The sequence below is a fragment of the Bradyrhizobium sp. 521_C7_N1_3 genome, from assembly GCF_052075975.1.
Lineage (GTDB): Bacteria > Pseudomonadota > Alphaproteobacteria > Rhizobiales > Xanthobacteraceae > Bradyrhizobium > Bradyrhizobium japonicum.
In genome coordinates this window covers 533851-549103 of record NZ_CP197232.1, presented here as the reverse complement: position 1 = coordinate 549103, position 15253 = coordinate 533851, and the positions used below count along the sequence as shown (strand labels likewise).

Genomic DNA, 15253 nt, shown 5'->3' with positions numbered 1-15253 from the left:
CTATTTTTGTTTGGTCGGCGGCGGCATGCGATCGGTTTGGCCGGTGTGGCGCTTTGCCACGACGTCCTCATCGCGCGGCCCCTCGCGCGGGCGCGGCGGCGGCTTGGGCTGGCCTTTCTGGCCGCCATGCTTGCCGCCCATGCCCGGCTTGCCTTCGAGGTCGTTTTCACGCGGCATATGGGCCAATGCACTCCCGCGGCATTGGTTCGCAATGCCGATGCGATGCGATGCTGCGCCTGTGAACGAGTTCATAGGATCGTCGCCGTTTGCAGTGCACGATCATGCCCGGACCCCGGGGCTTCAAACGACGGATGGACTTGGTCTGATGCGGAAACGATTGGTCGCCTGGACCATTTTGACCTGCGCGCTGCTGGCGGTGGCCGTATGGGGACTGCTGGGGGCACCCGACACTGCGCCCGGCCCGCATTTGCCCTCCCGCAGCCAGACGGCCGCAGTGCGGTAGCCTCCCCCGCGACCGATACAATTTCGGCATCGATCGATCCCAACTGGAATTTGGTACGGCGGCACAGCTCCCGCTATCCTGCACGACAAAACGACAAGGCCGTAACGCTGTCTGGAGGAGCCCCATGTTGAGACCGACACGTCGCATCGCGCAACGCGCTGCGATCGCCACCACAATCGCCTTCCTCACCCTCGTTCCTGGAGTCCGCCCCGGCATGGCCGAGACCTTCGCCTATGTCGGCAACGCCGACAGCAACGACATCAGCGTGTTCAAGCTGGCCGAGAGCGGCGAGATGACACCGGTGCAGACCGCCGCCTTCACCGGCGTCGACAAGCCCGGCTCCTCGACACCGCTCGCGATCACGCCCGACCATCGCGTGCTGATTGCCGGCGTGCGCTCGCAGCCATTCCTCGCGGTGAGCTTTGCGATCGATCCCAAAACGGGCCAGCTCAGCCCTATCGGCAACGGCCCGCTCGCCGACAGCATGGCGAACATCGCCGTCGACAGCACTGGCAAATTCCTGTTCAGCGCCTCCTATGGCGGCAACAAGGTCGCGCTGAATCCGCTCGGCCCGAACGGCGTCGTGGCCGAGCCGAAGCAGGTGATCCCGACCGGGCTGAACGCGCACGCCTTCCTGCCCTCGCCCGACAACCGCTTCGTGTTCGCGACCAATCTCGGTTCGGATCAGGTGCTGACCTTCGCGTTCGATGCAGTGGCGGGCACGCTGACGCCGAACGACCCGCCGGTGACCAAGGTGCCGGAGAAATCGGGGCCGCGGCACTTCGTGTTCCACCCCAACGGCAAGTTCGTCTATCTCATCCATGAACTGAACGGCGACGTCGCGGCGTTCAGCTATGAGGCCAAGAGCGGCGCATGGGACGAGATCCAGCGCACCACCGCGCTGCCGGAAGGCTTTACCGGCAAACCCTGGGCCGCCGACATCCACATTACTCCGGACGGCCGCTTCCTCTACGCCTCCGAGCGCACCACCAATACGCTCACCGGCTACAAGGTCGACGCAACAAGCGGCAAGCTGACCACGATCGGCAGCGTGCCGACGGAGAAGCAGCCGCGCGGCTTCCACATCGATCCGTCGGGGCGCTACCTCGCCGCGGTCGGCGAACTCTCCGACAGCATGACGGTCTATGCGATCGACCAGAGCAGCGGCGCGCTCGCCAAGCTGAAATCCTATCCCACCGGCAAGAAGCCGAACTGGGTGGAGTTCTTGAGTTTGCCGTGAAGCTACTTTCCTACCCTCCCCCTCCAGGGGAGGGTAAGGGGCGGCGAACCTCTTGGCTCACGCCACGACTAATCTACCAAGCGGCATCGCGCCGCCTGCGCTGCGGCATTCTCATCCGGCCGGCCCATGGTCCGCCGCGGTTGCTTCTGCTAACGATGAGGCCGTCAAGGCCCCAACCGGAATGACCGATGCGTCCATTGCCTGCGCGTTCCTTTTCCAAAAAACTCGTTGCACTCGCCGGACTGGTCCTGCTGTCCGCCCAGCCCACGCGCGCCGCCGATGACGACGCGCCCAAGGGGCCCGCGGTCACGGTGCTGAAGGTCGCAAAATCCTGCTTCTCCGACATCGTCGAGGCCACCGGCACGATCATCGCGCGCGAGGAGACCTCCGTGCGGCCGGAACGTCCCGGCCTGAAGGTCACGGACGTGCTGGCGGAAGCCGGCGACACCACCACGGCCGGTCAGGTACTGGCGCGGCTGGCGCTGCCCGAAGGCGGCACGCTTCAGGTTACCGCCCCCGTGGCGGGCGTGATCGCGACGTCGACCGCGCAGATCGGCAACCTCGCCTCGGCCAAGGGCGAGGCACTGTTCACGATCGTGGCGCGCAGCGAATATGATCTCGTCGGCCTGGTCGCGACCACCGATATCCGGAAGCTCGCGGTCGGGCAGCAGGCGACCGTGCGCATTGCCGGCGCGGGCGATCTCGACGGCAAGGTGCGCCGCATCGGACCGACCGTCGAGCCGAACATCCAGCAGGGCATGGTCTATATCGGCATCTCCTCGCAGAAGCGGCTGCTGCTGAACGCGAGCGGGCGCGCGCTGATCAAGACCGGGCAGAGCTGCAACGTCGCGGTGCCGCTGACCTCGGTGCAGTATTCCACCGCCGGCACCGTGGTGCAGGTGATCCGCCGCAACCGCGTCGAGACCAAGCGGGTCGAGATCGGGCTGATGTCGGGCGGCAATATCGAGGTTCGCGACGGCCTCAACGAAGGCGATATCGTCGTCGCCCGCGCCGGCGCGATTCTGCGCGAAGGCGATCCGGTGCGCCCGGTGATGGCCACGGAAGCTGCGAAGTAGCAGACGATTTCGTAGGGTGGGTAAAGCGAAGCGTGCCCACGTCTTCTGTCGAAATCTTGGAGAGATGGTGGGCACGGCGCTTTGCGCCTTTGCCCACCCTACACTTTGCGGCTAGCCGCCGGCTGCTTCGCCGAAATGGACGTCCTCGAGCAGCGAGGAGGAGATGGTCGGGACCTGGTCGCCTTCGGAGGCGCGGGAGATCGCGACGCGGGTCTTGTTGAAGACGCTTTCGGCGCTGCCCTGCGCATTGAGGTTGGTGAGGAACTCGCTGACCAGCACGCTGTGCTCGCCCTTGCCGTCGTCGACGACCTTGCCGGGCGAAGCCGAGGACAGGATCAACGCGTTGTCGGGCGCGCTGATCGGTGCGAGGCCGTGGCTGTAGGAGCGGAAGCGGCGCTCGTAGGGATTACGGCGGGAGGCGTCGACGACGACGAGCTTGGCCTTGGCGCCCTGCTCCTTCATCATGTCGAGCACGCCGTCGATGGACACGCCCTGGCGGCGGACGTCGCTTTCCCTCCAGATCACGGCATCGACCGGCAGCATGTAGCTCTCGCGGCCGGCCTGCACGCCGTAGCCGCCGAAGAACAGCATGACGACGGTGTCGCGCTTGATCCGGGACTTCAGGCGGTTGACGGCGCGGACCATGTCGTCCTTGGTGGCGTCTTCCACCATGTCGACGTCAAAGCCGTTCTTGCGCAGCGACGAGGACAGCGCGCGGGCGTCGTTGATCGACTGCGTCAGCGGCGCGTTGGCGTCGGGATAATGTCCATTTCCGATGACGAGGGCCAGGCGGGACGACTGGCCGATCGAGCCGGTGACCTGGTCGGTCGACACGGCCTTGGCGGCATCGATCGCGCGCATGTTGAGGGCAGCATGGGCGCCGATCACGAGCGACACCGTGCCGATGAGGGCTGCGGCCACCGCGATCGTGCGTCTGGAAAGCTCGAGCTGCCTTACATTCATCTCGGTTCGTTCCTGTGCCAAAGACCAGCCAAGCGCGCGCACAATGTTTGAGTAGCGCGATGGTGGCTTCAGGTTTGAGGGATTGGCCGGGGATGTGCCCCCGAACTGCGCGCAATTTGCGGCGCCGCACCAAACAAACCCTTAACCGGATATGGCCTCGCGGGCAATAGATTGCCCAAAAATTGATCTAACCTGCTGAATATATTGGTTAATTCAGCAGGCCTATTTTCGCCCTTCTTATGCCTCCCCGCAGCCTTCCGGGCCCTGATCGTGCAGCCCTCGTGCCCGATATTTCGGTAACCACCATCGCATTTGTATTTCCTGCGAATCCGGATAGCTTTTTCAAAGACTTGCAGGGGGTGGTGCGCAGATGGGAGCGCGCCGGCCGGCCCCCGGCCAGGGCCCCGCGACCAGGTATTTCATGAACTTTCATTATTTTGCCGGTGCCGCCTGCCGGGCGCTGACGGCGCGAAAAGACGGCCCCTCGCTTTACGACGTCTGCGATCCCGTCTTGTCGGGCCCAGCCAGCGGCGATCCGCATCTGGCCAAGTTCTACAATACCGCGCTCGGCAATCCCGCATTGCGGATCCTGCTCCGTCGCGCCGGGCTGCCCGAGTTGCGCGACGAGGCAAAGCTGAGCCGGCTTCGCACGGCGCTGGTGCGGGCGCGCGACGACGCCGAGCCCGACTGGGCGGCGGTCGGCCAGCCAATCGCCGATCTCGTCGACAGCATCGCGCTCGATCATCCGAAACCGCCGCCGGCGATATTCACGGGCCTGGCGCCGCAACAAGCGCAGATCGACGGCGTGATCCGCGACTGCGCGCAGCATCTGCTCGGCTCGTACCGCAAGAACGGTTTCCTGCCGACCTATGCCGCCTTCAACCTGATCGGCGACCCCGATGTTCGCGGGCGCGAGCTGACCATGGCGCTGACGGGGCTGAACGCGCGCGGTTACAAGAACTCCTCGCTGCTGTTCAACCTCGCCCGCGTTTTCATCGCGCGCTCACAGGCAGCGGCCGTCGTCAATCCGCCCTGGAGCGGCATTGCCGAGCCGATGTGGGAGCCGGTGCAGATCCGACACCGCTCGGCCTATTACGACGCGTTCTTCATCGAGGCGCTGCTGAGCTATGTCGAGACCGGGCTCGCCTCGCCGGCCGACAAGATTGCAACCGAGCGTGCGATCGCCGACATGGTCGATTTCTGCGTCAACATCAGCCGCGAAGAGGTCGAGGGTATCGACGGCACACGCTTCAATGTCATCACCGCGCTCGCGCCGGCGCCGCATCCGCGCTTTTCCCGCTACTTCGCCCAGATCAAGCAGGACCTCGGCTTCGGCGTCTACGTGCCGGATTGCGACACCACGGCGTGCTCGATCTCGGCGGCGACGCAAGCTGGCTGCACCGATCCGATCATCGACCAGCCGCTGCTGGACTTCTATTCGGGCTATCAGGTGCTCGCCGGCGTCAACGAACCGCGCGTGACCGTGCCGCTCAACGACAACATCGACTACGAGGGCGGCGTCGCGACCTGGATCGACAACCTCAAAGGCGAGCGGCCCTACGGCAACGATCTCGATCCGACGCTCAATCTCGACATTCTCGAGGTGAGCTTCCGCAACCTCGCGCGCTGGAAGGTTTTGGAGACGCCGGCGCGGCTGGCCACCGTGCATCGCATCATCGGCTTCCAGAAGCGGCTCGCCGCCAGCGGCGCCTTCGCCAATCCGCGCTCGCACATCTATTATCTGCCCGAGCTCTACAGCGCCTATTTCGGCCGCTGCTATGCGGCCTTCCTGGCGCTGCCGCTGGCGGCGCAGGCTGTGATCGACCCCGACGGCGATTTCGATTTCATCCGTCATCGCGTGCTCTCCTACGTCAAGGGCGAGTTGATGGCCGCGGAGATGAACGTGTTCGACGCGGCGCTGGCGCTGATCGCGCTCGGCCATCTCGGCGCCGACCCGCGCGCCTTCGCGCCGGCGCTGAACGTGATCGTCGCGAGCCTCGGCGAAGGCGGCCGCCGCGGCCCATTCCGCGCTTATGAATGGAACAAGATGAAGACGCCGACGCGGATTCTGGTCGGTGGTCCCGAGGTGACGTCGGCCTTCGTGCTGATGGGGCTGGCCGTGGCGAAGCGGGCGATGGCGCGGGGGTGATGAGTCCAGCTCGCCACAATGACGGGAAGTTGAAAGCTCAATCGTTGGGCAGGCGCTGGCCGGGCGGCCAAAAGCCGACCACAATTGCCGGGTCTATCGACATTTTCATCACGCGCGGACCGGCATGTTGCGAAAATTCCTGATTGCGCTGTCTTTGCTCGCCATCCCCTCGCTGGCCGAGGCCGCTGACATCACCGGGACCGCAAAGGTCCGCGCCGGCGATTCCGTCCTGATCGGGAACACGCGGATCCGGCTCGGCGGCATCGACGCACCCGCAGTCGACCAGCTCTGCCTCAATACGAAAACCGAGCGCTGGACCTGCGGCATCGCGGCGCGCGACGAGCTCGCCAAATACACCGAAGGCAAGAGCTGGGTCTGCCACGCCCGCGCGATCGACCGGCGCGGCCGCACCGTGGCGCGCTGCGAGGTCGGCGGCGAGGACATCCAGAAATGGCTGGTGCGCAGCGGCTGGGCACTCGCCTACACCCGCGTCTCTCGCGACTACGAACCCGACGAGGCCGCCGCGCGCGAGGCAAAGGCCGGCATGTGGCAGGGCGCCTTCATCGCGCCGTGGGACTGGCGCGTCCGCAACAAGAAGACCACCATCCTGGGCGCCACCAAGCCGCCCGAGGGCGCGCATGCGGTGCTGCTCGCCTCGGCCTCCGGTCCGGTCGCGCCGTCGCCGGACTGCACCATCAAGGGCAACGTCAACACCGCCGGCGAGTGCATCTATCACCAGCCGACCAGCCGCTGGTACACCCAGATCAAGATGAAGATCAGCAAGGGCACCCGCTGGTTCTGCTCGGTGGAAGAGGCCGAAGCCGCCGGCTGCCGCGAGACCAAGAGATGAGCGCATGGTCCGGAAAAGTGTGAGGCGGTTTTCCGACAAGACCATGCTCGAAACAAAAACCACCCCAGACCTGCGTTTTGCGTGCTTTTCTTGGGCTTCCGCGGCGCGTAGAACGTGAGTCAGCGACCCACCAGCCTGTTCTCAAGCAACAAGGACCAACAGCAATGACCGTTCGCGCGGGCCGGGAATTTCTGGCCATCCCCGGGCCCACCACGATGCCCGACGAGGTGCTGCAGGCGATGCATCGTCCGGCGATCGACATCTACTCCAAAGAGATGCACGAGCTGACCGATACACTTCTCGCAGACATCTCCAAGCTGTTCGCGACCAAGGGCAAGTCCTACATCTACATCGCCAACGGCCATGGCGCCTGGGAAGCCGCGCTGAGCAACGTGCTGTCGCGCGGCGACAAGGTGCTGGTGCTGGAGAGTGGGCGCTTCGCGATCGGCTGGGGCAACGCCGCCGCCCTGATGGGCGCCGAGGTCGAGGTGCTCAAGGGCGACTGGCGCCGCGCGGTGCGGCCGCACGAGGTCGAAGAGCGCCTGCGCCGCGACAAGGAGCACACCATCAAGGCCGTCGTCGTCGTCCAGGTCGACACGGCCTCGGGCGTGCAGAACGACATCGAGGCGATCGGCAAGGCGATCAAGGCCAGCGGCCATCCCGCACTGTATATGGTGGACACCGTCGCTTCGCTCGGCTGCATGCCGTTCGAGATGGACAAATGGGGCATCGATGTCGCGATGTCCGGCTCGCAGAAGGGCCTGATGACGCCGCCCGGCCTCGGCTTCGTCGCGGCGAACGCGCGCGCGCTCGAGGTGCAGAAAAAGGCCAACATGTCGACGCCCTATTGGAGCTGGAGCGAGCGCGAGGGCAGCGAGAATTATCGCAAATATGCCGGCACCGCGCCGGTGCATCTGTTGTTCGCGCTGCGCCAGGCGATCGACCTGCTGCAGGAGGAAGGGCTGGAGAACGCATTCCGCCGCCACAGCCTGCTCGGCGAAGCCGCGCGCCGCGCCGTCGCCGCCTGGTCGGAAGGCCAGGTGCTCGGCTTCAACGTCGCGGAGGCGAGCGAGCGCTCCAACACTGTGACCACGGTGACCATGAGCAACGGCCACGATCCGGCGCTGCTGCAGCGCTATTGCAAGGACAAGTGCGGCGTCGTGCTCGGCACCGGCATCGGCGATCTCTCCGGACAAGCCTTCCGCATCGCCCATATGGGCCACGTCAATGCGCCGATGCTGCTCGGCACCTTGGGGGTGATCGAGATCGCCCTGAATGCGCTGAAGATCCCGCACGGCAAGGGCGGGCTGGAAGCCGCGGTCGCGTATCTCGGCGAGCAGGTGGCGGTGTAAGGCGGGCTCCGCCGTCGTCCCTGCGAAAGCAGGGACCCATACCGCGCGATCTGTCGATAAGGCGCGGCGCAGTACCCAAGGCCTTTCCACTACGAGTCTTCGCCAAACTCCTCCCTGTGGTTATGGGTCCCGGATCTGCGCTTCGCTTGTCCGGGACGACAGCGGAGTGTTTGGTTACGGCCGCGGCACGCGATACGCCTCGATCTGCGACTTGAGCTCTTCGAGCGATTTTAGCGCCGCCTCGGGATCGACCCGATACTCCTCGCTCGCCAGCCATTTCAGCACCATCGCGTCCACCGCCGGCGAATGGTGGATGACGTCGCTGTAATTGCCGAGATCGTGCGTCACCTCCCTGATCGCGCGGAAATCGTACAGATGCACATTCGGAAGCTGCGTCAGCTGCTCGGCGATGCGCGCGGTGAGGTCGGTGACGATCTTCAGCGTCGCAGGCGAGGCATCGCGCATCGCCACGAACTGCAGGATCGAGTAGGGCGGGAGGTAGATGTCGAAGGTCACGTCCGGATGACGCGTGATCAAGCCGACGGCGTCGCGTTCGAAATGCCGGAGCATGGCGTCGTAACCGTAGCCTTCGCCGAGGAAGCGGCTGCGCACGGGGCTCGTGATGTACGCGAACGAGGCAAGCGTCTTCTTCGCATTGTAGTCACGCTCGACGTCGAAATCGCGCGGCAGCGCGTAGATGTCGTCAACGTCAGGCAGCGCGAACTTGACGGGGAGAAACGGCGCCGCCAGCGTCAGCTTCTGCTGCAGCGGCGGGATCGACCGCAGCAGCGCGAACAGGGATTCCTTCGCCATCGCGGCGCTGAACAGATAGGACGCGATGCCCTTCGCTGTCTGGCGATAGAGGTCGACGGAGAGATAAGGATCGGCCTCGATATCGGCTGCATCGACAAAGATAAAATCGTCCATCGCCCAGATCACGCGCCGGGCACCGCGCTCGATCGCCCGCTCCAGCACAAAGCCCTGCTGGCGCGAATTGGACCCGGTCATTGCCAGCTTGAGCGAGTGGACGCCGAGCGCGCGATCGATGTCGCTCTGGCGGAAATGGATCGCGAGCGAGGTGCCCATGAAGGCGGTGTCGAACGACTGGCTGCGGATCAGCCCGGCATTCTGCACGCGCGTGTCGTCGGAATAGTAGGCCAGCCGCGACGGGCGAAAAAGTTGCAGGGGATCGACGAGATAGGTGAGCGCCGCCGCGCCCAGCACGCAGGCGATGCTGGCAAGCAGAAGGCGCCTCAGATGTGTGAAATTGCCCCGCATCAGAACCGGAAATAGATGAATTCGCTGTGGCTCTGGATGCCGAGAATCCCGAGAGCGAGCACCAGCGACGCGCCGTAGAGAAACACCGGCCGCATCCGCCCTGCCGGCAGGGCCTCGCCGACCCCGCGATTGTCGTGATCGTATCCCATGATTGCTTGCGTGTTCGGCGCCAGCCACACCAGCGCGGCGTAGATCGACACCAGAACCAATGCGGCGATCTCCTCGCGGCCGAGGACGATATTCGACGGATCGGCCATCGCGTGGAGGACGCGCAGCGCCCAAGTAACGCTCTCGGCGCGGAAGAAAACCCAGCCCACGACGACGGCGAGGAATGTCAGCACGGCTCCGACGATGCGGACCGGGCGCACGAGCAATGTCGGGACGTTGGGCACCAGCGCGTTGAAGGCGTGATTGACGCAGAGATAAGCGCCATGCAGCGCGCCCCAGGCGACAAAAGTCCAGGCCGCGCCGTGCCAGAGCCCGCCGAGCAGCATTGTAATCGTCAGATTGACGTAGCGCGGCACGCGGCCGCGGCGATTGCCGCCGAGCGAGATGTAGAGATAGTCGCGCAGGAATTGCGACAACGTCATGTGCCAGCGGCGCCAGAATTCGACGATGCTGGTGGCCTTGTAGGGCGAGTTGAAATTCACCGGCAGGAAGATGCCGAACATCAGCGATATCCCGATCGCCATATCGGAGTAGCCGGAGAAGTCGAAATAGAGCTGGAACGTGTAGGCGAGCGCACCACACCAGGCCTGATCAAAGCTCGGCGAGCGCGCCTCGAAGGCGAGCGCCACCAGGGGCTGGATGCCGTCGGCAAGGCAGGTCTTCTTGAACAGGCCGATCGCGAAGATGACGATGCCGCACAGGATCAGGTGCGCGTCCGGATACTTGGTCTCCTTCCGCTCGAATTGCGGGATCATGTCCTTGTGGTGGAGGATCGGCCCCGCGATCAGATGCGGAAAGTATGTTACGAACAGCGCATAGTGCGGCAAGGCATAACGCGCGACCTGGCCACGATACGCATCCACCAGGAACGCGATCTGGGTGAAGGTGTAGAAGGAGATGCCGACCGGCAGCAGGATGTGGACCGCGACATGCGTGCCGGCCAGCGCATTGATGTTCTCGGCGACGAAGCCGGCATATTTGAAGATACCGAGCACGAGGAGGTCACCGACGACGCCGAGCGCGAGCGCCGCCTTTCGGTGTATGGGGGCGAGCTTCGCCGCGATCAGGAGATGGCCGACGCCGTAGTTGAAGGCGATCGAGGTCAGCAGCAGGGCCAAGAACTGCCAGCTGCCGATGGCGTAGAAGGCGAGCGAGGCCAGCGCCAGCCAGATCACTGGCGCCAGATTGCTGCGCCGCCCGAGCCAGAAATAGCCGGCCAACACGGCCGGCAGGAACAGCAGGATGAACGGGTAGGAATTGAACAGCATCAGGCTGGACCGGCGGCGGCGGGGGTATCGCCCCTAAAGCATACAAGGGGCCGGTCAACAACCCGGCGACTTGGCGCAGTCCTTGGCGCAGCGGCGCTGGCAATTCGCGGAATCGGGACGATATAAGGTGGAACACGCAGTTGAATGAGGACCGAGTGACCCAGGCCAAGACACCTTCCCAGCCCCCCGTCGCCCCGCGCCGGCCGCATTCCTTCAGGCGGCACGGCATCACCGTGACCGACGATTATGCCTGGCTGAAGGACGAGAAATGGCAGGAGGTGCTGCGCGATCCCGCCGTGCTCGATCCCGACATCCGCAAATATCTCGATGAAGAGAACGGCTACACCGAGAGCCTGCTCGGCCACACCTCGTCACTTCAGAAGACGCTGGTGCGCGAGATGCGCGGACGGATCAAGGAGGACGATTCCAGCGTGCCCTCGCCCGACGGCCCGTTCGCCTATTTCCGCAGGTTTCGCGAGGGCGGCCAGCACGAGCTGTTCGGCCGCATGCCGCGCGACGGTGGTGAGGGCCAGATCGTGCTCGACGGCGATGCGCTCGCAAAGGACCACAAATATTTCAAGTTCGGCGGCAGCCGCCACTCGAACGATCACAAGCTGCAGGCCTGGAGCGCGGACACCAAGGGCTCGGAGTATTTTTCGATCCGCGTCCGCGACTGGGCCACGGGCAAGGATCTTGACGATTTGGTCGAGGAGACCGACGGCGGCGTCGTCTGGAGCAAGGACTGCAAGAGCTTCTTCTATGTGAAGCTCGACGACAACCATCGCCCGATGCAGGTGTGGCGGCACAGGCTCGGTACCAAACAGGCCGACGACACGCTCGTCTATGAGGAGCAGGATTCCGGCTGGTTCACCCATCTGCACGAGAGCACCAGCGGCCGCTTCTGCGTGATCGCGGGCGGCGATCACGAGACCTCGGAGCAGCGGCTGATCGACCTCGCCCACCCCGAAGCGCCGCCGCGGCTGGTCGCGGCGCGCGAGGACGGCGTGCAATATTCGCTCGCCGACCGCGGCGACGAACTCTTCATCCTCACCAATGCCGACGACGCCATCGACTTCAAGATCGTCACCACGCCGCTTGGCGCAACCGAGCGCAAGAACTGGCGCGACCTGATCCCGTATCGTCCCGGCATCTACATCATCGACCTCGATCTCTATGCCGGCCATCTGGTGCGGCTGGAGCGCGCCAATGCGCTGCCGTCGATCGTGATCCGCGATCTCAAGACGAGCGAGGAGCACGCGATCGCCTTCGACGAGGCGGCCTATTCACTTGATACAATGGGCTCCTACGAATTCGAAACGACGAATTTGCGCTTCTCCTATTCGTCGATGACGACGCCGTCGGAAGTCTATGATTACGACATGGTCAAGCGCACGCGCACCTTGCGCAAGCGCCAGGAGATTCCGTCCGGCCACGATGCGGCCGACTATGTCACGACGCGCATCATGGCGAAGGCGCTTGACGGCGCCGAGGTGCCGGTCTCGATCCTCCATCGCCGCGGGCTGAAGCTCGACGGCTCGGCGCCGCTGCTGCTCTACGGCTATGGCTCCTACGGCATGGCGATGCCGGCCTCGTTCAACGCCAATCGGCTGTCGCTGGTCGACCGCGGTTTCGTCTACGCCATCGCCCATATCCGCGGCGGCGCCGACAAGGGCTGGGGCTGGTATCTCGACGGCAAGCGCGAGAAGAAGACCAACTCGTTCGACGATTTTGCCGCCAGCGCCCGGGCGCTGATCGATGCGAAATACACCAGCGCAAAACGCATCGTCGGCCATGGCGGCTCGGCGGGCGGCATGCTGATGGGCGCGGTGGCAAACCGCGCCGGCGAGCTGTTCGCCGGCATCGTCGCCGAAGTGCCGTTCGTCGACGTGCTCAACACCATGCTCGACGACACGCTGCCGCTGACGCCGCCGGAGTGGCCGGAATGGGGCAACCCGATCGAGTGCGAGAAGGATTTTCGCACCATCCTGTCCTACTCGCCTTATGACAACGTCGCGGCGAAGGACTATCCGGCGATCCTGGCGATGGGCGGCTTGACCGATCCGCGCGTGACCTACTGGGAGCCGGCGAAGTGGATCGCGCGCCTGCGCGCGACCATGAGCGGCGGCGGCCCGGTGTTACTCCGCACCAACATGGGCGCCGGCCACGGCGGCGCATCGGGGCGGTTTGACCGGCTGGACGAAGTCGCGATCGTCTACGCGTTCGCGCTGTGGGCGGCCGGGATGGCGGAGGCCGGGGTGTAGCCCCTTGTAGCCCGGATGGAGCGCAGCGAAATCCGGGGTTCGTGCGGACGGCAAGACTGTTCCCGGATTGCGCTGCGCTCCATCCGGGCTACGGGCCGGCAGTCTTGTAGGGTGGGCAAAGGCGCGTCGCGCCGTGCCCACCATCTTTCTGCGATTGTGACGCGAGCGGTGGGCACGCTTCGCTTTGCCCACCCTACGGAAGCTTAGTCTGTCACTTCTCTCTCACACCGCCCCGTGCGCCTCGACGTACAGCGCGTACACCGAATGGCTGCTCGCCATGTACAGCCGGTTGTTCTTCGGACCGCCGAAGCAGAGATTGGCGCAGCGTTCCGGCAGCTTGATGAAGGCGAGCGGCTTGCCTTCAGGGTTGAACACCATCACGCCGTCGAGATCCTCGGACTTGCCCCTGAGCTGAAACACCCTGCGGCCGCCGACATCGGTGGGCTCGGATTGCAGCGCGCCGTTGGAGCCCCAGCCGCACCAGAGATTGCCGTCGCGGTCGACGCGAAAACCGTCGAGCGAGGCCTGGTCGGCGGCGTCGATCAGCTTGGTCTTGCCGCTCAAGGCACCGTCGTCGCCGACATTGTAGCTCCAGATGCTGCGGTTGGGCGTGCCCTTCCATTCGACGATGTAGAGCTTCTTCTCGTCCGGCGAGAAGGCAAGGCCGTTCGGATTGACGAGGTCGGTAAGGACGGCGCTGATCTTGCCGTCCTTGGCAATGCGGTAGACGTTGGTGGTGGCCTGCTCGGCCTTCTCCTTCTTGCCTTCCCACTCGCCGTTGATGCCGAACAAGGGATCGGTGAACCAGATGCTGTCGTCGGACTTCACCACGATGTCGTTCGGCGCGTTCAGCCGCTTGCCCTCGAACTTGTCGGCGAGCACCGTGATCTTGCCGTCCTTCTCGGTGCGGGTGATGCGGCGGGTCACGGAGTGCTCGCAGGTGACGAGGCGGCCCTGGCGGTCGCGCGCATTGCCGTTGGCATAGTTGGCGTTGGCGCGGAACACGCTGGTCTGCCCGGTCTTCTCGTCGAACTTCATGATCCGGTTGTTGGGAATGTCCGAGAACAGGAGATAACCGCCCTCCGGGAAATAGGCCGGGCCTTCGGCCCAGCGCATGCCGGTCGCGACCTGCTCGACCGTCGAGGAATAGAGCCGGTATTTTCCAAAGCCGGGATCGAGGATCTGGATGGCGGGATCGGGGTAGCGCTGGTTGGGCGTGAACGGAAACGACTGGGCACCGGCGGCGCGGGCCAGAAGTGCGGAAGCCGCCGCCGCACCGGCGCCGGCCATGAGACTACGTCGCGTGAAATTCATAAGTATCCTCCCTGCTCGATAAAAGGCCGGCGCTTGATGCGCCGGCTCGTTTCTTGACGTGACTTAGCTTCGGCCTAGCGGCCGTTCTTCTTCCGCCATTCCGCGAAATCGGTGAGCGTCTGCGGATCGGTGGCGGGATAGAGACCGAAGATGCCGCGGCCCTTGCCGACCTCCTCGGTGACGAAGTCCTCGAACGCGGTCATCTCAAAGGTTTCGTTGGCGATCTCGTCAGCGAGATGCGCGGGGATCACGATGACCCCGTCGCTGTCGCCGAGAATGACGTCACCCGGGAAAACCGGCGCATCGCCGCAGCCGATCGGTACGTTGATCTCGATCGCCTGGTGCAGCGTGAGGTTCGTCGGCGCCGAGGGTCGATGATGATAGGCGGGGATGCCGAGCTTGGCGATCTCGGCGGAATCGCGAAAGCCGCCGTCGGTAACGACGCCGGCAACGCCGCGCTTCATCAACCGCGTCACCAGGATCGCGCCGGCCGAGGCCGCGCGCGCGTCCTTGCGGCTGTCCATCACCAGCACGCTGCCGGGTGGACAATCCTCGATCGCCTTGCGCTGCGGATGCGAGCGGTCCTTGAAGACGTCGATGGTGTTGAGGTCCTCGCGCGCCGGCATGTAGCGCAGCGTGAAGGCCTCGCCGACCATGGTCGGCTGGTCGGCGCCGAGCGGGTGCACGTCCTGGATCATCTGGATGCGCAGGCCGCGCTTGAACAGCGCGGTGGCGACGGTGGCGGTGGAGACGGATTTGAGCTTGTTGCGGGTGGCTTCGGAAAGTTTGGTCATGTCATGCTCTCTCTTGTCGTCATTCCGGGGCACTCGCGTTAGCGAGTGAACCCGGAATCTCGAGGTTCCGGGTTCGC

The 15253-nt window shown here is 64.8% G+C and carries 13 protein-coding genes; 7 read left to right on the top strand and 6 right to left on the bottom strand.

Translation table 11 applies throughout. The annotated features are described in order from the left end of the window. Complete coding sequence (locus AB7008_RS02550; protein ID WP_441261297.1) at positions 1-186, bottom strand: hypothetical protein; 186 nt, start codon at positions 184-186, stop codon at positions 1-3. A gap of 139 nt (positions 187-325) precedes the next feature. Between AB7008_RS02550 and AB7008_RS02545 the strand changes: the two genes are divergently transcribed. The 3 genes from AB7008_RS02545 to AB7008_RS02535 all read left to right on the top strand — a co-directional run bounded on the left by AB7008_RS02545 (position 326) and on the right by AB7008_RS02535 (position 2779). Beyond that, entirely contained in the window at positions 326-463 is a 138-nt protein-coding gene (locus AB7008_RS02545) for a hypothetical protein (protein WP_155256734.1), read from the top strand. Between the two features lie 124 nt (positions 464-587). Next, the gene (locus tag AB7008_RS02540) at positions 588-1703 is read left to right on the top strand and encodes a lactonase family protein (RefSeq protein ID WP_441258380.1); all 1116 of its coding nucleotides are present in this window, start codon (positions 588-590) and stop codon (positions 1701-1703) included. A gap of 188 nt (positions 1704-1891) precedes the next feature. Next, a complete protein-coding gene (locus AB7008_RS02535) occupies positions 1892-2779 on the top strand; it encodes an efflux RND transporter periplasmic adaptor subunit (protein ID WP_441258379.1) in 888 nt (295 codons plus the stop codon). A 111-nt stretch (positions 2780-2890) separates the two neighbouring features. On the opposite strand, the gene AB7008_RS02530 is transcribed toward AB7008_RS02535, so the two are convergent. Beyond that, on the bottom strand, positions 2891-3742 hold the full coding sequence (locus AB7008_RS02530; protein ID WP_028160541.1) for a caspase family protein: 852 nt from the start codon (positions 3740-3742) through the stop codon (positions 2891-2893). Between the two features lie 421 nt (positions 3743-4163). Between AB7008_RS02530 and AB7008_RS02525 the strand changes: the two genes are divergently transcribed. From AB7008_RS02525 to AB7008_RS02515, 3 genes are all read left to right on the top strand, one after another. Further along, positions 4164-5891 (top strand): hypothetical protein, encoded by a 1728-nt coding sequence (locus tag AB7008_RS02525; RefSeq protein WP_441258378.1) that lies wholly within the window; start codon positions 4164-4166, stop codon positions 5889-5891. A 124-nt stretch (positions 5892-6015) separates the two neighbouring features. After that, positions 6016-6741 carry a thermonuclease family protein gene (locus AB7008_RS02520; RefSeq protein ID WP_304492383.1) on the top strand — a complete coding sequence of 242 codons (726 nt, stop codon included), beginning with the start codon at positions 6016-6018 and terminating at the stop codon, positions 6739-6741. 164 nt (positions 6742-6905) lie between these two features. Then, positions 6906-8093 (top strand): pyridoxal-phosphate-dependent aminotransferase family protein, encoded by a 1188-nt coding sequence (locus AB7008_RS02515; protein WP_441258377.1) that lies wholly within the window; start codon positions 6906-6908, stop codon positions 8091-8093. Positions 8094-8267: 174 nt separating this feature from the next. Here AB7008_RS02515 and AB7008_RS02510 read toward each other — a convergent pair whose 3' ends face one another. Beyond that, positions 8268-9371, bottom strand: a complete 1104-nt coding sequence (locus AB7008_RS02510) for a hypothetical protein (RefSeq protein WP_441258376.1) — start codon at positions 9369-9371, stop codon at positions 8268-8270. Continuing rightward, positions 9371-10807, bottom strand: coding sequence for an MBOAT family O-acyltransferase (locus AB7008_RS02505; RefSeq protein WP_304492381.1), 1437 nt, complete (start codon positions 10805-10807; stop codon positions 9371-9373). Before AB7008_RS02505 ends, AB7008_RS02510 begins: the two co-directional genes overlap by 1 nt. A gap of 155 nt (positions 10808-10962) precedes the next feature. On the opposite strand from AB7008_RS02505, the gene AB7008_RS02500 reads away from it, so the two are divergent. Beyond that, positions 10963-13068, top strand: coding sequence for a S9 family peptidase (locus AB7008_RS02500; RefSeq protein ID WP_441258375.1), 2106 nt, complete (start codon positions 10963-10965; stop codon positions 13066-13068). Positions 13069-13290: 222 nt separating this feature from the next. On the opposite strand, the gene AB7008_RS02495 is transcribed toward AB7008_RS02500, so the two are convergent. Continuing rightward, positions 13291-14382 (bottom strand): SMP-30/gluconolactonase/LRE family protein, encoded by a 1092-nt coding sequence (locus tag AB7008_RS02495; protein WP_304492379.1) that lies wholly within the window; start codon positions 14380-14382, stop codon positions 13291-13293. Positions 14383-14456: 74 nt separating this feature from the next. After that, positions 14457-15176 carry a ribonuclease activity regulator RraA gene (locus AB7008_RS02490; protein WP_264621734.1) on the bottom strand — a complete coding sequence of 240 codons (720 nt, stop codon included), beginning with the start codon at positions 15174-15176 and terminating at the stop codon, positions 14457-14459. Positions 15177-15253: the final 77 nt, after the last annotated feature.